19 protein-coding genes, 1 pseudogene and 1 riboswitch are annotated in these 21,041 nt (G+C 67.3%); of the genes and pseudogenes, 8 read left to right on the plus strand and 12 right to left on the minus strand.

Annotated elements, in window-relative coordinates; translation table 11 throughout:
- Positions 1-133 precede the first annotated feature (133 nt).
- Positions 134-1,144, minus strand: a complete 1,011-nt coding sequence (locus tag QW881_RS24455; protein ID WP_315757389.1) for an NAD(P)-dependent alcohol dehydrogenase — start codon at positions 1,142-1,144, stop codon at positions 134-136.
- An 83-nt stretch (positions 1,145-1,227) separates the two neighbouring features.
- On the opposite strand from QW881_RS24455, the gene QW881_RS24460 reads away from it, so the two are divergent.
- The 3 genes from QW881_RS24460 (at position 1,228) to maiA (ending at position 3,369) form a co-directional block, all read left to right on the plus strand.
- On the plus strand, positions 1,228-1,575 hold the full coding sequence (locus QW881_RS24460; protein WP_315757418.1) for a MerR family transcriptional regulator: 348 nt from the start codon (positions 1,228-1,230) through the stop codon (positions 1,573-1,575).
- Positions 1,576-2,082: 507 nt separating this feature from the next.
- Positions 2,083-2,598, plus strand: a complete 516-nt coding sequence (locus tag QW881_RS24465) for a cytochrome family protein (RefSeq protein ID WP_315757388.1) — start codon at positions 2,083-2,085, stop codon at positions 2,596-2,598.
- 99 nt (positions 2,599-2,697) lie between these two features.
- On the plus strand, positions 2,698-3,369 hold the full coding sequence (gene maiA, locus QW881_RS24470) for a maleylacetoacetate isomerase (protein WP_315757387.1): 672 nt from the start codon (positions 2,698-2,700) through the stop codon (positions 3,367-3,369).
- A 110-nt stretch (positions 3,370-3,479) separates the two neighbouring features.
- Here the strand turns inward: maiA and QW881_RS24475 are convergent, their stop codons facing one another.
- The 9 genes and pseudogenes from QW881_RS24475 to QW881_RS24515 all read right to left on the minus strand — a co-directional run bounded on the left by QW881_RS24475 (position 3,480) and on the right by QW881_RS24515 (position 12,173).
- On the minus strand, positions 3,480-4,649 hold the full coding sequence (locus QW881_RS24475; RefSeq protein ID WP_315757386.1) for a TAXI family TRAP transporter solute-binding subunit: 1,170 nt from the start codon (positions 4,647-4,649) through the stop codon (positions 3,480-3,482).
- Positions 4,650-5,033: 384 nt separating this feature from the next.
- Positions 5,034-6,869, minus strand: a pseudogene (locus QW881_RS24480) (tetratricopeptide repeat protein).
- A gap of 359 nt (positions 6,870-7,228) precedes the next feature.
- Positions 7,229-7,522 carry a DUF1330 domain-containing protein gene (locus tag QW881_RS24485; RefSeq protein WP_315757385.1) on the minus strand — a complete coding sequence of 98 codons (294 nt, stop codon included), beginning with the start codon at positions 7,520-7,522 and terminating at the stop codon, positions 7,229-7,231.
- A 175-nt stretch (positions 7,523-7,697) separates the two neighbouring features.
- Positions 7,698-7,994, minus strand: coding sequence for a copper-binding protein (locus tag QW881_RS24490; protein WP_315734032.1), 297 nt, complete (start codon positions 7,992-7,994; stop codon positions 7,698-7,700).
- Positions 7,995-8,089: 95 nt separating this feature from the next.
- Positions 8,090-8,548 carry a cupredoxin family protein gene (locus QW881_RS24495; protein ID WP_315757384.1) on the minus strand — a complete coding sequence of 153 codons (459 nt, stop codon included), beginning with the start codon at positions 8,546-8,548 and terminating at the stop codon, positions 8,090-8,092.
- A 47-nt stretch (positions 8,549-8,595) separates the two neighbouring features.
- Complete coding sequence (locus QW881_RS24500) at positions 8,596-9,930, minus strand: copper oxidase (protein ID WP_315757383.1); 1,335 nt, start codon at positions 9,928-9,930, stop codon at positions 8,596-8,598.
- 13 nt (positions 9,931-9,943) lie between these two features.
- Positions 9,944-11,356, minus strand: a complete 1,413-nt coding sequence (locus QW881_RS24505) for a TolC family protein (RefSeq protein ID WP_315757382.1) — start codon at positions 11,354-11,356, stop codon at positions 9,944-9,946.
- A 10-nt stretch (positions 11,357-11,366) separates the two neighbouring features.
- A complete protein-coding gene (locus QW881_RS24510) occupies positions 11,367-11,657 on the minus strand; it encodes a hypothetical protein (RefSeq protein ID WP_315734023.1) in 291 nt (96 codons plus the stop codon).
- A 72-nt stretch (positions 11,658-11,729) separates the two neighbouring features.
- Positions 11,730-12,173 carry a hypothetical protein gene (locus tag QW881_RS24515; RefSeq protein WP_315757381.1) on the minus strand — a complete coding sequence of 148 codons (444 nt, stop codon included), beginning with the start codon at positions 12,171-12,173 and terminating at the stop codon, positions 11,730-11,732.
- A 164-nt stretch (positions 12,174-12,337) separates the two neighbouring features.
- Between QW881_RS24515 and QW881_RS24520 the strand changes: the two genes are divergently transcribed.
- Together QW881_RS24520 and QW881_RS24525 are read left to right on the plus strand one after the other, a co-directional pair.
- Entirely contained in the window at positions 12,338-13,606 is a 1,269-nt protein-coding gene (locus QW881_RS24520) for an MFS transporter (protein ID WP_409999010.1), read from the plus strand.
- A gap of 310 nt (positions 13,607-13,916) precedes the next feature.
- The gene (locus QW881_RS24525; protein WP_315757380.1) at positions 13,917-15,239 is read left to right on the plus strand and encodes a TAXI family TRAP transporter solute-binding subunit; all 1,323 of its coding nucleotides are present in this window, start codon (positions 13,917-13,919) and stop codon (positions 15,237-15,239) included.
- A gap of 19 nt (positions 15,240-15,258) precedes the next feature.
- On the opposite strand, the gene proC is transcribed toward QW881_RS24525, so the two are convergent.
- Positions 15,259-16,080, minus strand: a complete 822-nt coding sequence (proC, locus tag QW881_RS24530; protein WP_315757379.1) for a pyrroline-5-carboxylate reductase — start codon at positions 16,078-16,080, stop codon at positions 15,259-15,261.
- A gap of 117 nt (positions 16,081-16,197) precedes the next feature.
- Positions 16,198-16,698, minus strand: a complete 501-nt coding sequence (locus QW881_RS24535; RefSeq protein WP_315734012.1) for a YbjN domain-containing protein — start codon at positions 16,696-16,698, stop codon at positions 16,198-16,200.
- A gap of 393 nt (positions 16,699-17,091) precedes the next feature.
- A riboswitch (FMN riboswitch) is annotated at positions 17,092-17,285 on the plus strand.
- 77 nt (positions 17,286-17,362) lie between these two features.
- Here QW881_RS24535 and QW881_RS24540 point away from each other — a divergent pair.
- The 3 genes from QW881_RS24540 to QW881_RS24550 all read left to right on the plus strand — a co-directional run bounded on the left by QW881_RS24540 (position 17,363) and on the right by QW881_RS24550 (position 20,850).
- Positions 17,363-17,968 (plus strand): 6,7-dimethyl-8-ribityllumazine synthase, encoded by a 606-nt coding sequence (locus QW881_RS24540; RefSeq protein WP_315757378.1) that lies wholly within the window; start codon positions 17,363-17,365, stop codon positions 17,966-17,968.
- Positions 17,969-18,449: 481 nt separating this feature from the next.
- Positions 18,450-19,658 (plus strand): MHYT domain-containing protein, encoded by a 1,209-nt coding sequence (locus tag QW881_RS24545; protein WP_315757377.1) that lies wholly within the window; start codon positions 18,450-18,452, stop codon positions 19,656-19,658.
- A gap of 328 nt (positions 19,659-19,986) precedes the next feature.
- Entirely contained in the window at positions 19,987-20,850 is an 864-nt protein-coding gene (locus QW881_RS24550) for a xanthine dehydrogenase family protein subunit M (RefSeq protein ID WP_315757376.1), read from the plus strand.
- The last annotated feature ends 191 nt before the right edge of the window (positions 20,851-21,041 follow it).

The raw sequence follows: 21,041 nt of genomic DNA on the forward strand, positions 1-21,041 counted from the left end.
GAAATTATCGTGTCTCACTTAAGGGGGGCAGTCCACTGCATAAAATACGACGCCATCCTGAGATGGTGGCATCGGCAGCGCTGGCCGCCATGAGCCGATCCGCCCCATGATCATGCCGGCCATTGCCCCTCGCCTATAGCTTCAAAACGATCTTGCCGAAATGCGAGCCGGACCGGAGATGCGCATACGCCTCGGGGGCCTCGTCGAAGCTGAACACCCGATCGACGATCGGGTGGATCGCGTGTTCGGTCAGGAAACGATTCATGGCGGTGAAATGGTCGACCGATCCGACGGTGACGCCGACGATGTCGGCATTTTCCCACTGCAGGCGCGCGAGGTCGGGCTTCGGGCCGAATCCGGTCAAGACGCCGATCTGAACGATCTTGCCGCCCGAGGCGACCGATCGCATCGATCGGTCATAGGTGCCGGGGCCGCCGAGCTCGAGGATATGACTGGCGCCTTGGCCGTCGGTCGCCGTCATCAGTGCCACATCCCAGTCAGGCGTGGTGCGGTAGTTGATCAGGATCGCGGCCCCGAGCGCCTTGGCGCGGGCGAGTTTCTCATCCGAGGACGAGATCACGATCGCACGCGCTCCCAGCGCGGTGGCAAACTGGAGGCCGAACAGCGCGACGCCGCCGGTGCCCTGCACCAGCAGCGTGTCGCCTTGGCCCATCCCGCCGCGCGTGATCAGGCCATGCCAGGCCGTGACGGCAGCGCAGGGCAGGGTCGCGGCCTCGATCGACGTGAGGTGCTGCGGCACAGCGACCACCGCCGTGGCGGGCAGCACGACATGCTCCGCCAGCATTCCATCCATCGTGCTGCCGCCCAGCGATGACGCGACGTATTGGGCCTTGAACGGACCCGAGGCCCAATCGCGAAAGAACGACGCGGCGACCCGGTCACCGACCTGCCATTGGACGACATCGGGGCCTACGGCATCGACGACGCCTGCGCCGTCGGAAAGCGGAATGCGGCCATTCAGCCCGTCTTGGCCCGCGCGGTCGAGGATGATGAGGTCACGGTAGTTGAGGCTCGCCGCCTCGACGCGGATGCGGACCTCGCCATTGCCGGGTTCGGGCTTGCGGACGTCTACCCGCACGAGGTGACCGGCGCCGGCATGGCCATTCACATGATAGGCTTTCATGGTTGCTCCTTTCCAAGGGCATTCACCTGGATGAGCAGACTCTGTAAGGTCTGACAGCACTGTCAGGGTCAAGAGGTTTGCAGGTGAAGATTGGTGAGCTCTCCCGAAGGACGGGGATCAGCGTCCGGATGCTGCGTTACTACGAAGGCCAGGGATTGCTGGCGCCGCGACGGACCGATGCCGGCTATCGCGACTATGGCCCGGCGGAAGAGGAAACCGTGCGGCGGATCAAATTGCTCGGCGCGGCCGGGATGACGCTGGAGACGATCCAGCAGTTGCTGCCCTGCGTGAAGAGCGACCAGCCGGCCTTTACGCCATGCGACAATCTGCGACGCATCTTGGCCGAGCAGGTTGGCCTGATCGATCAACGGATCGAGACGCTGAGCCAGAGCCGGACGATTCTCGCAGGCTTTCTGTCGAGCGTGGACTGAGTTCTCTGTCGACGGCCGGACGGCATCGACGCGTCATCACCAGGCCGCGGCGGTCGGCGTCCGGGAGTTGCCGCCATGGCCCGCAAGGCACCGCGGCGACGCGCTCCGCAAGCGGCGCATCGCATTGACCGCTCGCCGACGCAGGGATGCTCGAGCAACTTGGAAAAACAGAAAGCAGATTGTTTCGATCAATCAAGAATTGCAGGGAGACCTGGAGGAGCTCTCGCGGTTTTGCTCAGGCTCGATCAACTCTGTCTCATCGCGCCTTGGCGCGGATCGGCAGGGTGATCCGCCTCTTCCATTCGCGGAGGTTGCAGGCGATTCCAGTTGGACCTGGAGGGGGCTCGGGCCGATGGTGCCCACGGCACCAGGCAATGTGGCCGGATCATGCGCGTCGCGCTGCGTGACGCTTCAAGTTTTTCTGATCGCTGCGATCAGCGATTGCGATTGGCGATGCGGGACGTTGCTCTTTAGGAGGCTTCTAAATCTTTCTCAGGAGAGCCGAAGATGCATCGACCGAAGCTCCGCCATGGTCTGGGGCTGACAGTGACGGCCGCTGGCCTTGCCGGGCTTGCATCGCTGATCGCGATCGCCGCGCCAAGGGCGGAGACGCCGACGCCCGCACCAGCACCGGCCTATCTGCCGACCGTCAGCGACCTGATGATCGCGACCATCCAGCCGCGCCATCTCCGGCTCTGGATCGCCGGCCATAGCGGCAATTGGACGTTCAGCGCCTATGAGCTCGGCAATCTCAAGGGCGCGTTCAACCGTGTCAGCCGGGCGCAGCCGCTGGTCGAGGGCAATTCGTTCGCCGACATGACGACGGCCGTGACGCAGCAGCCGTTCGACGAGCTGGCGCAGGCCATCAAGCAGAAGGACATCGGCCGCTTCGAGCGCTCCTATGCCGACCTCACGGCCGCCTGCAATTCCTGCCACCAGGCGCTCAATCGCGCCGCCGTGGTCATCAAGGTGCCGCAGACCGCCGGCGTTGCCGACCAGGACTTCACGCCGGGCACGGAGTGACGGGACGAGCCTCGGGCAAGACGATTCGGAAGCGGCGGGCGCCTTCATCGAAACTATATTGGTTGCTGAAATGCGATATTGAGGTGAAGGGGGACCCGCATGAAGCTCTATTCGTTCTGGCAGTCGCTTGCGAGCTTTCGCGTGCGCATCGCGCTCAACCTCAAGGGCATCGCCTATGAGCAGGTCGCGGTCGATGTCGACCGGCAGCAGCATCGGGACGAGGCCTATGCCGCGCTCAACCCGCAGATGGCGCTGCCGGCGCTGGTGCTCGACGACGGCACCGTGCTGACGCAGTCGCTGGCGATCCTCGAATATCTCGACGAAGCCTGTCCGGGCGCTGCGCTGCTGCCTGGTGATGCCAAGGGGCGCGCGCGGGTGAGGGCGCTGGCGGCGATGATCGCCTGCGATGCGCATCCGCTGACGACGCCGCGGGTGCAGCGCTATCTCACCGAGGTGCTGCACGTGGACGACGCGGCACGCGCGGCCTGGCTCAGGCACTGGACGGCGGAGATGCTGGGCGCGATCGAGGCCCAGCTTGCAGGCCATGTCGCGACCGGCCGGTTCTGCCATGGCGATGCGCCGACGATGGCCGACATCTGCCTCGCCGGCCACGCCGTCTACGCGCGCAATAAAGGCCTCGACCTCGCCGCGACGCCGACGGTGCAGCGCGTCGTCGAGGCCGCGATGGCGCTGCCGGCCTTCGCGTCCGCCCATCCGCTGGCGCAGCCGGACACGCCGCCGGCGCTGCGCGCCAAGCCGGCTGCGCCGTAGCCTCATCTCTTTGTTGAGCATGATCTCCGCGCAAACGCCTTCGGCGTTTGTCGCGAGGGAAAACCGGTTTCCACTTTTCCGGATCATGCTCTACGCCAGAACCATCGGCGCTACCGCGCCGGCTGGCCGCCGTCGCGTTTCATCCAGTCGCGGAACTGCTCGAACAGCACCCTTGTTTCGTCCTCGCTCATTCGCCGGCCGCCGGTCGGCGCCCTTGCGCTCATCCAGTCGTCGAACTGCTGCTTGATGGCGGCGCCGTCGGCCTGCGGCGCGCGCGTGCTGGCCAACAGCTCCTCCGCGGCGCGGAAGCGGGTCCAGCCGGGCAGCGACGAGGCGAGGTTGATCTCGTTCCATTTGGGGTGGAACGGCGGCCGCTTGAACTGGTCGAACCGCTTGAACAGATAGTCGACGAAGCGCGCGACGCGGCGGTAGCGCTCGGTCTCCGGCGGCCAGTTGTAGACCGCCAGCACCTGCGGCACGCCGATGGTCTCGACGTTCTCGCCGGGCTTGAGCAGATTGGGATAGTCCTGCGACGTCAGCTTGGTCGGCACGTAGTAGTCCTGCAGGCTGCGCGCGAACGGAATCGGCAGGAAGTGGAAGCCCGGCTCCGGCTTGAACTTGGCGAACAGATCGGTCGGCTTGCCGGTGACGTGGACGACGCCGGCGATCTCGCCGCTGCGCATCTTCTCCAGCGCCACCGAATTGTTGATGAACACCTTCTCCGCGCCGATCTTGAGCCGGTCGAACACGATGCCGCCGGTGAGGTTGGCGGCGCTGCCCACGGTGTTGAAGGAGACCTTCTTGCCGGCGAGATCCTCGAGCGTCCTGATCTCCGGGCGGACGTAGACATGCATCTCGTTGATGTAGAACGAGCAGATGTAGCGGATCCGGTTCTTGATGTTGGCGAGCGTGCCGTTGCGGACGAACTCATCGAGCACGTCGGCCGAGGTGATGGTGACGTCGACGCCGCGCAGATAGAGCAGGTCCTCGATGTTGCCGAGCGCGCCGTAGGTCACCATCGGCAGCACGCGCAGGTTCGGACGGTCGTCGAGCACCTTGGCCATCTCGGCCGCAAAACGGATGTTGGTGCCTTCGAGCAGGCCGCCGGCGACGCCGACCGTCCATTCGTTGGACTCCTGCAGCTTGCCGCCTTCGCCGGCCGCGGCGGCCGTTGCCGCCGCCGGCCTTCCGGTCCGCGCCGTCTGTGCCATGGCCGGCAGCAACGGTGCCACCAGACTCAATCCCGCCGCAACGACGCAACTCAACAACGCGACCCGCATGCCCAAAATTCCTCCGTTGCCGGCCGCACGGCGATCGTGAGGCGCGGCCGATTTTCGCGCATTATCTCCTTGGTTGAGGAATGAGGTCTACTACTCGCCGGTTGGGCGCAGCCGGGGCTGCCGCGAGGCGCATCCTTGCCACCAAAAAGCCATAGGCTTGATTGCGCCTTGGTCTGGACGGAGAAACGCCGCGATATCAGTCCGAGAGTCGTCGCCTCATCGCACGCGGCCACAATGGCTCGCTGGAAACCGGTGCAGCTTGCGGTTGCAAGGAGCGGTCGAAGCCGGACCGTCGTGAGCGCGGCTCGTGCGCGCGCCGGACGTTCGTGCGATCGGGCTTCGGGGGCCTTCCGCGAGATGCTGACCTCGGCGATGCCGGCGCGATCAGGCGCCGGCCTTGCTTGCCTTGGCGCAATAGTCCCGCCAGAACTGCCGATAGCCGGCCTCGACGCAGCGCGTGTAGTTGGCGACGTCGCCGGCCGGCGAGCGTGCGACCATGCCGGGCAGCTCGGGCCGCAGCTTCGTCAGCAGCTCGGGCTGCGCGGCAAAGCTCTTGGCGATCCGGATGTAGCCGTCATCGTTGTCGGCGACCCAGTCGGCGAGGCCGGCCGCGGTCAGGATGGCGCCGGCGGCGCGCGAGGCCGCGCCGGCGCCGAGCTTGGCGACGACCGGCACGCCCATGTAGAGCGATTCGAACGTCGAGATGCCACCGTTCTGCGGGAACGGATCGAGCGAGATGTCGATGCGCTCGTAGGATTTGAGATGCTCGACGCGCTCGCTGGCGCCGAGGCAGAGGATGCGCGCCTCGGGCACGCCGTGTGCGACGAAGCGGGCGAGCAGCCCGTCGCGCACCGCGGGATCGTTGAGCGCGAGATGCTTGACGACGAGCTTCGCGTCGGGGATCTCGGCGAGCAGCCGCGCCCACAGCGCGATCGCCGCGTCGGAGATCTTGTCGATGCGGTTGTAGACGCCGAAGGTGACGTGGCCGTTGGTGAGCATCGGCAGCGGTGCCGGCGGAACGTCGAGCACCGGATCGATCGTGATCACCGACGGCAGGTCGTGGACGTGCTCGGCGAACAGCGGCCGCACGCTCTCGGGCACCGTGACCGGATCGGCGAAGAAGTAGTCCATCGTGGCAAGGCCCGTGCCGGTGCCGCTGCCCCAGGCCGTAACCTGGATCGGCGCCGGCTTGCGCGCGAATACCGGCATGCGCGTGCCCGTGGTGTAGCCGGAGAGGTCGACCAGGATGTCGACGCCATCAGCCTGGATGCGGTCGGCGAGCTCGTCGTCGGACAGGCTTGAGGCCTCGACCCAGACGTCAGCAATCGACTGGAACGTCGCGGTGTAGGAATCGTGCCGCGGCGAGGTCGAGTAGCAGTTGACCTGGACCTGCGTCTTGTCGTGGCCGCGCAGCACGGGCAGGAAAGCGAAGGCCGCCGAATGCATGCGGAAGTCGGCCGAGACGTAGCCGACGACGATGCGCCGGTCGGGATCGAGCGAGCGCGGCGCAAGCTTGCGGCGCGGGAATCTCGAGCCGACCGCCATCCACCAATATTGCCGCGCCGCCTGCTGGACCGCGAAGTCGGCGCCAGCTCGAAATGGTGCAGTTCGAGATGCGCGAGACCCTTGTTGACCGTGGCCTCGAAATGGTTCGGGTTGAAGGCCAGCGCGCGCTCGGCGCTGGCGGCAGCGGCGTCCCAGCGCCGCAGCATCAGCTCGGCGACGCTGCGATTGCACCAGGCATCGACGTCGTCGGGCTTGAGCTCGAGGGCCCGCGTCGCGGCCGCGAGCGAGGCCTCGCCCTGTCCGAGCCGCAGCAGCGCGATCGCGAGGTTGCGCAAGGTGATCGGCGCATTCGGGCGCAGCGCCAGCGATCGCTCCAGCGCGGCGCGCGCCTCTTCGTAGCGCTCGCAATTGATCAGCGCCCAGCCGAGATTGGACTGCGCGTCGGCGGAATTCGGCTCCATCGCGACGGCCTGCGCCAGGAAGGCGGTGGCCTCGGCGAAGCGTGCCGACGACACCAGGGACACGCCGAGCAGATGCATGGCATCGAAGCAGCCGGGGACCTCCTGCAGCAGCTTCGCGCACAGCGCCTGCGTCTCCCGCCTGGCGTCCGGCCTGGAAGGCCTTGAACGCCACCGCCAACTGCCCCTCGACGAGCTTCTTCTGCTTCTTTTCCTGTCGTGCCTTCTGGAAGGCGCGCGAACCGACGGTGCTCAAGGACTTGGGTCTCCGGACAGACAGGACGGCATGGCGTCGGACGCCGCAGCGATGCGCTGCGGCCGGCAACCGGGGCGCCGCCATGCCCGGCGGCAGCAAAGCCCAGGATGTCCTGTGGTCGTCCGGTCACCGGCCACGCGCAGCGCGACGCGGCAAAGCTTGCCCGCGCCATGGTTAGTAAATGGTTAACGGGATGACGGAAGGAGCTTGTTGCGTCCGCGAATGCCCCGGGGAATGACGGGGCAGCTCGCGCAGGGTGGATCAGCGCCGCGTGATCCGCCAACTGCGGATGTCACGCCGACGAATAGGGATCTTCCTTAGCTAGGTACTGTCTTCCGGCACGACATTGCATCGCGCGCTCACGCCGTGCAGCCGTCGACCAGCACCAGCCGGCTCGTCGTGGCGCCGTGCCGGATCGCGAAGAGGTCCTGGATCTCGGGATCACCGAGGAAGTCGGTGGCGTTCTGGCGCGACGCGAATTCCAGGATCACGATGCGCTCCGGCATCCAGCCGCCTTCGACCGGCGTGGGCACTGCGCCCTGGACGATGTAGCGGCCGCCATGCCTCGCGATGAAGGCGGGGATCCGTTCGATATAGACTTTGAACGCTGCGAAGTCGTGAACGGCGAGATCGAGGACGAGATAGGCTTTCATGGCCTGCTCCGCGCAGGGAGCCGCGATCATACGATCAGAACTTGGAATGCAAACACATCCGCCCGCCGGTTCGTAGCCTCATCCATCCGCACGTCATTCCGGGCTCGCGCTGTCGTCGTCGCCGCGCGCGCCCCGGAATGGCGGTGGACAGAGGGGCGGCTCGAAACGCTGCCGCCTACTTGCCCTTCTCGATCTTCGTCACCGTGTAGCCGGAGGCGTCCTCGACCGCCTCGAACTTCACCTTGTCGCCGGCCTTGAGGCCCTTCAGCAGCGCGGCGTCCTTGACGCGGTAGACCATGGTCATGGCCTCATCCATGCCGAGACTCTTGGCCGGGCCGTGGTGGAGGGTGATCTTGGCGTTGGCCTCATCGACCTTCTTGACGTCGCCGCTGATCGCCTCGGCGGCGAGGGCAGGGGTCGCGAGAGCGAGAACCAACGCGGCGGCGGTCGTGAGCTGAGAGAACGTCTTCATGATGTGTTTCCTTCTACTGGTGAACTCATGGCGAGGCGTAGGGCGGATGACGCGGCGATGATCCGCCCTACGCGTTGTCAAGACGGCTTCATCCGTCACTTCACGGCCACGTGGCCGGTCATGCCGAACTCGCGATGATCTGGGATCAGGCAGGAATATTCGAACGTGCCGGGCTTGGTGAACCGCCACAGCAGCTCGGCGGTCTTGTTCGGCGCGAGCCGGGCGCCGTTGGGCTCGTCGTGCTCCATATGCGGGTGCTTCTTCATGACCGCGGCGTGCTTCAGGTTCTCGGCCTTGGTGGCGAGCAGGAACTCGTGATCCTCCTTGCCGGCGTTGCGCAGCACGAAGCGGATCTGCTCGCCGCGCTTGACCTCGATGCGCGCCGGCGTGAACTCCATCTCGCTCAGGAGCACCTCGATGGTGCGTGACGGCTGTTTGGGATCACCCGGCTCGCCGGCGGAATAGCCGCGCGATCCGTGCTGCTCATGGCCACGGGCCGGTGCGACGATCAGAGCGGCCGCCGCCAGTGCGCTGATCGCGAATGCAGTCTTCATGGAGATCTCCTGATGGTGGTCGTCGGTTGATGCGGTGCTTGGTGAATTCAGCGCTGGGTGCGGACCTGCGTCGGTGGGCCGTCGCTTCGCCGCACCGGCTCCGGTGCGCTTGCGACCTCATAGGCCACGCTGCCCTGCGGGAACTGATAAGGACCGGGATCGCGGTAGTCGTCGCGGGCGAGGCCCTCGCGCACCTTCACGGTCGTGAACATGCCGCCCATCTCGATCGGCCCGAACTGGCCGCTGCCGGTCATCATCGGCAGGGTGTTGTCGGGCGCCGGCATCTCCATGCTGCCCATCGCCATGCCGGTGTTGCCCATCACCATGCCGTCGGGCGCGAGCTTGCCCACGGCGGCGGCCAGCTCCTTGCGCGACACGCCGACCAGGTTGCGCATGTCGTGGCCCATCGCATTCATCGTGTGATGCGACTTGTGGCAGTGGAACGCCCAGTCCCCGGGATTGTCGGCGGTGAAGTCGAGCACGCGCACCGCGCCGACCGGCACGTCGGTCGTGGTCTCCGGGAATTGCGCCGTTTCGGGAAGCCAGCCGCCATCGGTGCCGATCACCTTGAACTTGTGGCCGTGGAGGTGGATCGGATGGTTGGTCATGGTGAGATTGCCGATGCGGATGCGGACGCGATCGCCGAGCCGCACCGGCAGGGGATCGATGCCGGGAAACACCCGCGCGTTCCAGGTCCACATGTTGAAGTCGGTCATCTCGGTGACCTTCGGCAGGTAGCTGCCGGGCTCGATGCGATAGGTCGACATCACGAACACGAAGTCGCGGTCGACCGGCGGCGGCTGCGGCCCGCGCGGATGCACGACGATCATGCCCATCATGCCCATCGCCATCTGCACCATCTCGTCGGCGTGCGGGTGATACATGAAGGTGCCGGCGTGCCTCATCTCGAACTCGTAGACGAAGGTCTTGCCCGGCTTGATGTGCGGCTGCGTCAGGCCGCCGACGCCGTCCATGCCGCAGGGCAGGATCACGCCGTGCCAGTGCACGGTGGTGTATTCCGGCAGCCTGTTGGTGACGAAGATCCTGACCTTGTCGCCCTCGACCGCCTCGATGGTCGGGCCCGGCGACTGGCCGTTATAGCCCCATAGATGCGTGGTCATGCCCGGCGCGAACTCGCGGGTGACCGGCTCGGCGACGAGATGGAATTCCTTCCAGTCGCCGTTCATGCGGAACGGCAGCGACCAGCCGTTGAGCGTGACCACGGGCTGATAGTCCGGCCCAGCGCTTGGATGCAGCGGCGGCTGCATCACCGCCTTGTCCATCACCGGCGCTTCGGGAATGGCGGCGGCCTGGACCCGGCCGGAGACGGCGGAGGCGCCGGCCAGCGCCGCGGAGCCGAGCAGTGTGCGGCGTGAAAACATGCGTGCTCTCCTGTCAGTCGTTGCCGGGCGCGACTGCGCTTGCGGTCTGCTGTGCGCTGTCCTCGCTGCTCGCGACTCCGCCATTGACCGCAGCCGACAGCTCGGCCTCGGCGAGGAAGAAGTCTCTGACGGCGTCGATCGCGGCGCGGCGCGAGGCCAGGCGCTGCCGCGCCTCGAGCAGCAGCGCGAAGATGTCCACCTGCATGCTGGAATAGCGCAGCTGCATCTCCTCGCTGATGATCCGGCGCAGCGGCAGCACCTCGCGGGCGTAGTGGCCGGCGATGTCGAAGGCCGCGCGGTAGCTGCGATAGGCGTCGCGCGCCTCGGAGCGGACGGTGACGGCGCGCTCGGTGAGGCGGTTGAAGGCGATGTTGTAGGTCTCGGCCGCCTGCCGCACGCGGACCTCGCCGCCGTCGAAGATCGGGATCTGGAACTGCACGTCGTAACCGCGTTCGCGGATGACGCGGCCGTCGGGCTCGACGGTCTTGCGATCGAGGCCGGCGAGATCGAGCAGGGTGACGAAGCGCGTCGCCTCGCTGAGCTGCAGCGAGGTGGCGAGCGCCGTGAGCTCGAGGCGGGCGATCTGCAGATCGATGCGATGGCCGACGGCATCGGCCTCGACGAAGGGCTGGCTCAGCGGGCGGCGCGGCAGCGCCGGCAGCCGGTCGGGCAGGCGGAAATTCAGATCGTCGCCCCACAGGCCCATCAGCCGGATCAGCCGCTCGCGGGCGCTTCCTGCGGCACGGCGGGCGGTGGCGAGCTCGGCCGTGATCTCGGCATAGAACACCTGCTCGCGGGCCTGGTCGAGCCGGTTGAGCGCGCCGGTCTCGCCGAGCTTCGAGGCGAGCTTCGCGGTCGCCTCCGCAGCCGATTGCGCCTCGACCAGCAGGGCCACCAGCTCGTTGGCGGCGACGACGCGCACATGCGCGCGGCGCACCTCCGCGGCGAGCCGCAGCGTCGCCAGCGCGGCCTTCAATTGGGCCTGGCGAAACCGCTCGCGCGCGATCTCCGAGCGCAGCGGCAAGGTGGCGAGCGCCAGGATGTCGCCGGCGACCTGGCGCTCGGCCTCCAACGCGCCGTCGCCGCTGATGCGCATCAGGGAGAAGGTCGGGTTCGGCGGCAGGCTGGCCTCGACCATGTCCGCCTCGCTGAGCGCGAGCGCGTTGTAGGCCGCCTGCAGGCCCTTGTTGTTGAACAGCGCGACCTGCACGGCGGCATCAGCCGACAAGGGCCGGGCGAGCAGGCGGCGCGTTGCAGCGCGGACGCGTTCGGCGTCGTCATTGCCTCTCACGGAGGCGACCTCCTTGCCGGTGGTGTGGCCGGTGATGTCCGCGACGGCGCTCATGCCGCCGTCCGGCGAGAACGAGGCACAGCCTGCGAGCGCAAGTGCTGCGGCGAGCGCCGCGAGCCTGATGATCCCCTGCATGTGGCGCTCCTTAGCGGCTCGGCTCAGGGCGCGGTGCGCCGGGGTCGGTGCGCTGGCCCCAGGCGGCCGGTGCGGCCGGGCGCAGCGGCGTGTAGGGCCCGACGACCCCCGACATGCGCACGGGCGCAACGTTCGCCGCCGGATCGGCCGGATCAGCCCCGGCCAATGCGATCGTGCGCGGCTGGCAGGCGCCGAGGCTCGCCGCGGCAAGCAGCGTCAATGCGCAAGCGGCAACGGAGAATGGCAGGCTGCGCCGCGCCGGAGATGCGGCAGCGGGCGTCGCCATGTATTGCGACAACATGAGGTATCCTTGGTCTGTCGATGAATCGCGAGCAGCCGCGCGCGACATGCGCGCGAAGCCGGCGTCGTTCGCTCAGACCAGGACGATGGGGGGCCGATACAGGCGCTGCGGCGTGCGACCGGGCAGGCCTTCGTCGCGCGGGGTCACGCTGGTGGCGGCGAACGAAGCGGGAAGGGTGACCGCCGGCAGCGCGGCAGCGAGGCCCACGGCGCACATCATGGCGCAACAGGGGCCCGGCATCTTGCTGTGATCGTGGTGCGACGGCGCGGGAGCTGGCGCCTGCATCCCAGCGTCTGCAACAGGGTGATCATGATGATGGGCGTGCGCGGTCTCTACCTGCGGCATCGCCGCCAAGATCATCTCGTGATGAGCCGCGTCATGATGAGGGGCCGCAACGGCAACGACGGTCTCGTCGAAGCAGGGCGCCGCCCCATCGCCCAGCGCGAGCGCCACGCCCGGGCTGAGCACGCAGACGAGGTAAGCGAGGACGAGCAGCCGTCCCGCCACCATCAGCATCTTCCGTGTCAGTCCCAAGGACATGCGCGCCCAAATCACTCTGATCCGCCGCGCAACCTAATGATAAAGCGCGGCGCCGCCAAGAGGGCCGGACCGTGATCGTGCAGATCCTCCTGTTGCGCTGCTTCTGCATGCCCAATGCCGCAGCAATGTGGCTTGACCTGATGCGGTGCGGCAACGAAGTTGCGGACATCGTGCACGGACCCAATACAAGATTCGAGGAAGCGCCTCATTTCATTCCGGACTCGCGCCAGGCCTGGGCGCGGCTGGCGCTTGCGCTCGTCATCGGTTCCATCGGCGGCGCGGGGATGTGGACCGTCGTCGTCGTTCTGCCGGTCGTGCAGGCCGAGTTCGCCGCCAGCCGCGGCGCGGTCTCGCTGGCCTATACGCTGACGATGTTCGGCTTCGGCCTCGGCGGCGTCGTCGTCGGCCGCATCACCGACCGCTTCGGCATCGTCACCGCGATGGCCCTCAGCATCACCTGCACCGCGGCCGCCTATCTGCTCGCCGGCGCGTCGGTGACGCTGTGGCAGTTTCAGGCGGTGTATTTCCTGATCGGGATCGGTTCGTCCGTCACCTTCGCGCCGCTGATGGCGGAGGCGTCGCACTGGTTCGTGCGCTATCGCGGCCTCGCCGTCACCATCGTCGCCTCCGGCAACTACGTCGCCGGCACGGTGTGGCCGCCGCTGGTGAACTGGGGCGTGCAGCAGATCGGCTGGCGCGCCAGCCATGTCGCGCTCGGTGTCTTCTGCGCGGTGACGATGAGCGCGCTGCTCCTGGTATTGCGCGCCCGCATGGACGGTGCCGGCGCGCAGAATCATGCCGGCGCGGCGCCGCCGCAACTGGAGCTGCCGATCTCCACCAATGCGCTGACCGTGCTGCTCAGCGTCGCCGCGATCGCCTGCTGCGTGGCGATGGCGATGCCGCAGGTGCACATCGTCGCCTATTGCGGCGATCTCGGCTACGGCGTCGCCATCGGCGCGCAGATGCTGTCCTTGATGATGGGGCTCGGCATCGTCAGCCGGATCGGCTCCGGCTTTCTCGCCGATCGCATCGGCGGCGTCAGGACCTTGCTGATCGGCTCGCTCGCGCAGGGTTTTGCGCTGCTGTTCTATCTGTTCTTCGACGGCCTGACGTCGCTCTATCTGATCTCGGGCATGTTCGGCCTGTTCCAGGGCGGCATCGTACCGAGCTATGCGATCATCGTGCGTGAGGCGATGCCGGCGCGCGAGGCCGCCACCCGGGTCGGCATCATCATCTTCGCCTCGGTGTTCGGCATGTCGTTCGGCGGCTGGGTCTCGGGCGTCATCTTCGACGCCACGGGATCCTATTCGGCGGCCTTCGCCAACGGCATCGCGTGGAATGGCCTGAACCTGGCCATCGTCGTGACGCTGCTGATCCTGGCACGACGGCAACACCGGCTGGCGGCCTGAAACAAGAGGCGTTGCAGCGGAGCCACAGCCGGAGTCCAATATCCGGTTTATATGCACGTCGTCATACAAAATCCCGGCGCCCGCCGCAAATTCATCGAATCACCTCACCCAACTGTGGAACTCGATCGGAGCCGATCGTGGCCATTTGGCCTCGTGCGTGCTCCGCATCGCGAGGTTGGTTGTCGCGAGGTCTCAGCCGAGGCCGCGGTCGCCCGTCGCATGCCTGACGCAGGCAGGCCTCGAGGTGAATGCTCCGGACCGGTCGAGAACGCTGCGGCGGCATCGCGATGGTGCAGGAGGCCGTTGCGCTATGTCCATCGTCACGAAGGCAGCTTCGCAAGTCGCGCTTGCCGCGCTCGCAGCCGGACTCATGCTGAGTCAGGCGTCTGCGCAGGCGTGGCCGCAGTTGCAACAATCGCCGCAACCTTCACAGCCGCCGCGCCCCGCGGCGACCCGCTCGGTAATCGTGCCGGTGGCGCCGGCTCCGTCCAAGCCCAACGCCGCCATTGCTCCGGCGCCGCCACGTCCCGCCGGCCTGCCGGCGTCGCTGTCGCCCGCGCCCGGCAGCGGGCCGGACGTGTGGCGGCTGCCCAACCCGACCGACGTCAACGACGGCACCGTCACCATCATCACCGCGCCGGCCGGCGGCGCCACCTCCGTGTTCGGCTCGGACATGGCGCGCGTGCTCGATGATCAGACCAACGTCCGCGTGCTGCCGGTGCTCGGCAAGGGACCGGTGCGCAACGTCTCCGACATTCTGTTCCTGAAGAGCATCGACATGGGCGCGGTCGCAGCCGACGTGCCCGAATTCTATCGCCTGCAATACGGCATCCCCGACATCACCTCGCAGCTCCGCTACATCGCGCGGCTCTATCACAACGAGATCCATGTCATCGCGCGCTCCTCGATCCGCTCGATCTTCGACCTCAACGGCAAGCGCATCATCGCGCCGACCGATGTCGGCTTCTATTCCGCGCGCGTGATCTTCAACCGCCTCGGCCTGACGGCGTCGTTCGACTATGCGACCGATGATGCCAGATCGATCCAGAAGCTGATCGATGGCGACGCCGACGCCTACATCGTCTCCACCGGAAAGGTGTTCCAGCTCGCCCGCAGCATCAGGAACGACAACCGCGCGCTGCACCTCGTGACGATCCCCTACGACCGCCGGCTGCAGGACCTCTATCTGCCCACGACGTTGTCCTCCGAGGAATATCCGAACCTGCTCAACCCCGGCGAGACGATCGAGACGGTGGCGATCGGCATGCTGCTCGTCAGCTACAATTGGCCGGAGAATACCGAGCGCTATCGCAAGGTGGCGCGCTTCGTCGAGGCGTTCTTCGCCAACTACGACGAGTTCATGAAGCCGCCGCGGCATCCGAAATGGCGGGAGTCGAGCATCGTCGCCGCCATCCCGAACTGGAAGCGGTTCAAGGCCGCGGAAGAGTGGCTGCTGGCGCGCAACATGGTGCCGCGGCCGCAGGTCGCCGACGTGCGCCAGACCCAGTTCGAGAGCTTCGTGCGCCAGAGCGGGGGACAGCTGTCCAACGATCCGGCTGAGCGCAGCTCCCTGTTCCGTCAGTTCCTGCAATGGCGCCAGCAGCATGGCGGGCCGCCGACGCCTTCGCGCTGAGCTGTCAGCTCGCTGTTGTCTACTTCGCGAGCTCTTTCGAGCGCGCCGTGGCCGCGGCGACCGCCCTGGTCAGCAGCGGCTGGAAGCCGTCGGCTCTCATCAGCACCGACAGCGCCGCAGCGGTGGTGCCGCCCGGCGAGGTGACGTTCTGGCGCAGCGTGGCGGACGGCAGGTCCGATTGGCGAAGCAATTCGCCGGCGCCCGACACGGTGTCGCGCGCGAGCTTCGTCGCCAGCGCCTCGGGCAGGCCCGCGGCGACGCCGGCGCGGGCGAGTTCCTCGGCGAGCAGAAATACGTAGGCAGGACCCGAGCCGGACACCGCGGTCACCGCGTCCATCAGCACCTCGTCGTCGACCCATTCCACCGCGCCGGTGGCGCGCAGCAGCGCGTCGGTCAGCGCCCGTTGCGCGGCGCTGACATTGGCGGCGGGCACCGCCACGGTGATGCCGCGGCCGATCGCGGCGGGCGTATTCGGCATCGCGCGCACGACCGCGCCGCCGATCGTTTGCTGCAGGCCGGCGATCGTCGTCCCCGCCATGATCGACAGCACGAGCGTCGCGTCGCCGACCCACGGCTTCAAGGCGGGGCCGGCGTCGGGGAACATCTGCGGCTTGACGGCAACGATGACGACCTCGGCCGGCGCAGCCGCCGTCGGATTGAGGCGGACGCCCCTGGCCACCAGCGCCGTGATCTCCGCCGATGGCATCGGCTCGATCACCACCACGCGCGCAGGATCGAGCCCGCCGGCCAGCCACCCGGTCAGCATCGCGCCGCCCATCTTGCCGGCGCCGGCCAGCACGATGGTGCCGGTGGTGTGTTGAAGTTCGGAAACGGACGTCATTGAGCCACTACCCGTCATGGCCGGGCTTGACCCGGCCATCTATCAAGATCGAGAAGCGGCTTTTAGATGGGAGATGGATGCGCGGGTCAAGCCCGCGCATGACGAGAGGGCGCAGGCCTACGCCTCGCCTTCCGTATCGAACAGCGCGGCCGCCATGGCTTCCTGGGTCGACTTGCCGGCCCAGACCACGAACTGGAAGGCCGGGAAATAGCGCTCGCAGGCGTGGATGGCGCCGGCCAGCATGCTCTCGCATTGCAGTCCCGACGCGGTGATCCCGCCGGGCAGCACCAGGGCCTGGCGGTGCATCACCATGCCGGTGTGGGTCCAGATGTCGAAATGGCCGAGCCAGAGCTGCTCGTTGATCGCGGCGATCAGCCGCTGCACCTCGGCGCGGCGCGCCTCGGGGATCTTCATGTCGAAGGCGCAGGCCAGATGCAGGGCCTCGATCTCCGCCATCCAGGTGAAAGAGAGCTGATAGTCGGTCCACTGCCCCTTGGAGGCGATCGTGATCTCGTCCTCGCCGGAGCGCTCGAACATCCAGTTGTTGTCGGCCGCAATGGTCTCGACCACGCTCAGCGGGTGGTCGGTGGAATCGATAGTGCTTTCGAGCAGGGACATGCCGTCTCGACCTCGTCTTCTTGATCTCGTTGGTACATACGCGGCGACCCGGCCCACGCCCTCTCGGCGCTTCGAGACCCGGCTTGCAGTCCCGGAGGTACCCCGGGCGTGCGAGGACAAACTGATGTGATTTGCGGAATCTGCGCAACGGGGGGGCGAGTCCGTCCACAGCCAAACACCGCTTCGTCCACAACTCCTGTCCGGCCTGTGGAATCATGGCCGAATGAGAACAAAACGGAATCGGATTCGCCGCAACCGCCCCGTCCGAGCCGATTTGGCCGCGGGAACGGCCGCGAGCGGTTGCATGGCCGCCCGTCGTGGACCGCGGGCGTGAGGCCTTGCCGCAGCCGCCGACCGCCTGCATAGTTCGTTCGGGCCGTCCATCCGGGCGGCCGATGTTCTCAGGGCGGGGCGAAATTCCCCACCGGCGGTAAGCGTTCTCGGTCGAGCGCGAGCCCGCGAGCGCCTTCTCGGCAAGGCACGGTCTGGAGAATTCTGTTCTCCGGAACGCGTCGCGCAGAGAAGGGTCAGCAGATTCGGTGCGATTCCGAAGCCGACGGTCACAGTCCGGATGAAAGAGAACGGGTCCCGGCACCCCGCGCAATCCAGCGTGGGGGCGTCGTCGTTCCGTGTGCCCTGATTCTGGTCTCTGACGAGGACAACCATGAATCAGATGTTGCAAGACGCGCCTACTGATACGCCCACCGACACCATCACCGCAGGAACGTCGCCGCCGGCGGATACGCCGGTCGCGTCACCGCCCGACGAGTCGCCACCGGCGCCGTCGCATCCGCGCTTCAGCAAGCCGCAGCGCGTCGCCTTCGTGCAATCGGCCTGGCATCGCGACGTCGTCGCCGAATGCCGTCTGGCCTTCCTCGACGAGATCGAGGCGCGCCACATCCCGCGCGATCGTGTCGACATCTTCGAGGTGCCAGGCTCGTTCGAGATCCCGCTGCATGCGCAGCTCCTGGCCAAGACGCGGCGCTACACCGCCATCGTCGCGGCCGGCCTCGTCGTCGACGGCGGCATCTACCGCCACGAGTTCGTCGCCGACACCGTCATCAAGGCGCTGATGGACGTGCAATTGCGCACCGAGGTGCCGATGTTCTCCGCGGTGCTGACGCCGCAGCAATTCCACGAGACGCAGGCGCATTTCGAGTTCTTCCGCAAGCATTTTGCGACCAAGGGCATCGAGGTGGCGACCGCCTGCGCCGAGACGCTGCTGAGCCTGGAGCGGCTGCGCAGCCAGGTGGCGGCGGGGATCATCTGAGGCGGTGATGTCGTGTGGCTGGCTTCAGGCTAGCCACACACCCGCTATCGAAACGCCGGGATCGAGATCTCACGGCAACGGCAGTGAACTCCCCTCCCCCTTGCGGGGAGGGGTTGGGGGTGGGGGTCTCCGGGCGCCGAACTTCGTCATGTGCATCTTCGGTTTTGCCGAACAAGACGAATGCGATGGCGTGTGTCATCGCCGTCATCCTCTCGAATGCGAGTGATCATCATCGAGAGCACGACTCGTGGACCCCCCACCCCCGACCCCTCCCCGCGAGGGGGAGGGGGCTCACCGTCTCGCGGCTCGAGCTCGAATTCAGCCTCTTGCTCCGCGCCGATCAGTCATCGTGTCGTCCGCCCCACCCTCAGCGACAACACGCCCCCTCACGCTCCCCGCCTTGTGTTGTCAATTTCCTCGCCACCCCTGTAAAATCTCTCCTGGGAGGAGGCTTGCCCGTGGCGACGGGCGGCCGACAAGGATGATCGAAGGATACGATCCTTATCTCGTCGCGCTCTCGGTCGTGATCGCGAGCCTGGGTGGCTATACCGGTTTCAGTCTCACCGCGCGCATCCGCAGCGGTCCGGGAGAGAATGCGCGCGTGCTGCTGTCCGGCGCCGCCGGCATTCTGGCCGTGGGCATCTGGACCATGCACTTCGTGGGCATGATGGCGGCGCCACTGCCGGCCGATGCCGTTTATCTGGTGCTGCCGACCATCATCTCGTTCCTGATCTGTGCGCTCGTGATCGGCATCTCGCTGTTCTTCGTCAGCATCGGCGATCCCTCGCCCCGGCGCGTCGTCCCTTCCGCGCTGCTGCTCGGCGCCGGCATCGCCAGCATGCATTATGTCGGCATGCACGGCCTGTCCGGCTCGTTCGGGCTGACGCATGATCCGATGCTGGTGGCGCTGTCGGTGGCGATTGCGATCGTCGCCGCCTATGGCGGCCTGCGCATCTTCCTGGCGCGGCAGGACGGGCTACGGCTCGCCATCAGCGCGGTTGCGTTCGGCATCGCCGTGTCCGGCATGCATTACACGGCGATGCTGGGAATGCATGTCGTGCCGATGGGTGAGGGACACCATCACGCCGCAACAGGACTTGCTGCGTCGCCGCAAGCGCTCGCGATCGTCGTCGCCGTGCTGTGCTTCGTCATCGTCGCCGGATTTTTGCTGTCGCTGGTGCCGGACCCGCGCCGTCAATCGCAGCCGATGCCGGCCGTTGCCGAGGCTGCGCCGCAATTGGCACCGGAGCCGGCCGCGACGGCGGCCGAACCGGTCGTCGAGGTCGCCGTTCCGAGCCGGGCGACGGCGGCGCCGTTGGGGGGCATCGGCCAGCCGCCGCGCGCGACCGCGGCGCGATTGCCGCTGGAGGGCGCCAACGGCACCCATTTCATCGATGCCGCGGACGTGCGCAGCGTGCGCGCCGATGCGCACTACACGCGGATCCACGACGGCACCCGCGAGCGGATGTGCCCATGGTCGATCTCCGAGGCTGAGGCGCAGCTCGATCCCGGCCGCTTCATCCGCGTGCACCGCAGCCACATCGTCGCGATCGAGCATGTGATCTACGTCGGTAGGGAAGGCGAGGGCGCGATCATCGAGCTCGATGGCCCCTCGAAGCCGCGCGTGCCGGTGAGCCGCGCCAAGGTCGCCGAGGTCAAGGCGCGGCTCGGGCTGCGGCGGCCGGCCTGAGTTCAGCGTTCGTTTCGCTGCTGCAACAGAGCGCCGCCATTCTCCCCAACGCATGCAACACCGCTCGCGCGTCTTGCCCGGCCGCTCACGCCGTCACTCGCGCGATTGGGTCGCCCTCGCTGACGCAATTCGTGCGCGACCAGCCGCATTTCGTGCGATTTCGCCGCTCTCCGTGCCGGCTTCGTTGCGCGGCCAGCGATCCCGATCGACGCTCCGCGCCAATCCGCGATGCGTCCGCGTTCGCACTTCGCTCTCGCAGCACGAACGCCCGCCGCAACAACGCGACGGCCTTGCCGATAAGGCAGGCCAGCACAGGAGAGGAAACGTCATGATTCCTGGCCCGTTCGACTATCACCGGCCGGCGAGCGTCAACGATGCGATCAAGCTGCTCGCCGACCTCGGCGATGACGCGCGACCGCTCGCCGGCGGCCACAGCCTGCTGCCGATGATGAAGCTGCGGCTGGCGACCCCGGCGCATCTGATCGATCTGCACGGCATCGCCGGGCTCAAGGGCATCCGCCGCGATGGCGACCGCATCATCATCGGCGCGATGACCACGCAGGCCGAGCTGCTGGCGTCTGCCGACATCGGCGAGGCGCTGCCGATCCTGCACGAGACCGCGCTCTTGATCGCCGATCCGCAGGTGCGCTACCGCGGCACGCTCGGCGGCAATGTCGCCAATGGCGACCCCGGCAACGACATGCCGGCCTTGATGCTGGCGCTGGACGCGTCCTATCGGCTCGAAGGGCCGAACGGCGTTCGCGAGATCGCGGCGCGCGAGTTCTACCAGGGCGCTTATTTCACCGCGCTCGAGCCCGGCGAGATCCTGACCGGCATCAGCATCCCGCTTCCGGCTGCGGGGCACGGCTACGCCTATGAGAAGCTGAAGCGCAAGGTCGGCGACTATGCGACGGCCGCAGCCGCCGTGGTGCTGACGATGGCTGGCGGCAAGGTGGCGACGTGCGTGATCGCTCTGACCAATCTGCACGAGACGCCGTTGCTGGCGACCGATGCGGCGACTGCAGTGATCGGCACTACGCTCGATGATGCCGCGCTGAAGGCGGCGGCGAGCGCCGCGCGCGCGATCATGCAGCCGGCCTCCGACGCGCGGGGACCTGCCGAGTACCGCACGCATGTCGGCGGCATCATGGTGATGCGCGCGCTGCAGCGCGCTGCGAGGCGGGCAACCTGAACGCACATCGCCACTCGGCGAACTCTCTCTTCTCCTCCCCCCTTGTGGGGGAGGGCCGGGGAGGGGAGTAGCCCTAAGCGACACTGCCGCTGAGGACCCCCACCCCCGACCCCTCCCCGCAAGGGGGAGGGGAGCGCACTGACACTGCGGCTCAAGTGGTGCCCAAGCTTTGCGATTTCCCAGGGAGCGAC

Origin of the sequence: Bradyrhizobium sp. SZCCHNS3016 (assembly GCF_032484535.1) — a bacterium.
Classification (GTDB): domain Bacteria; phylum Pseudomonadota; class Alphaproteobacteria; order Rhizobiales; family Xanthobacteraceae; genus Bradyrhizobium.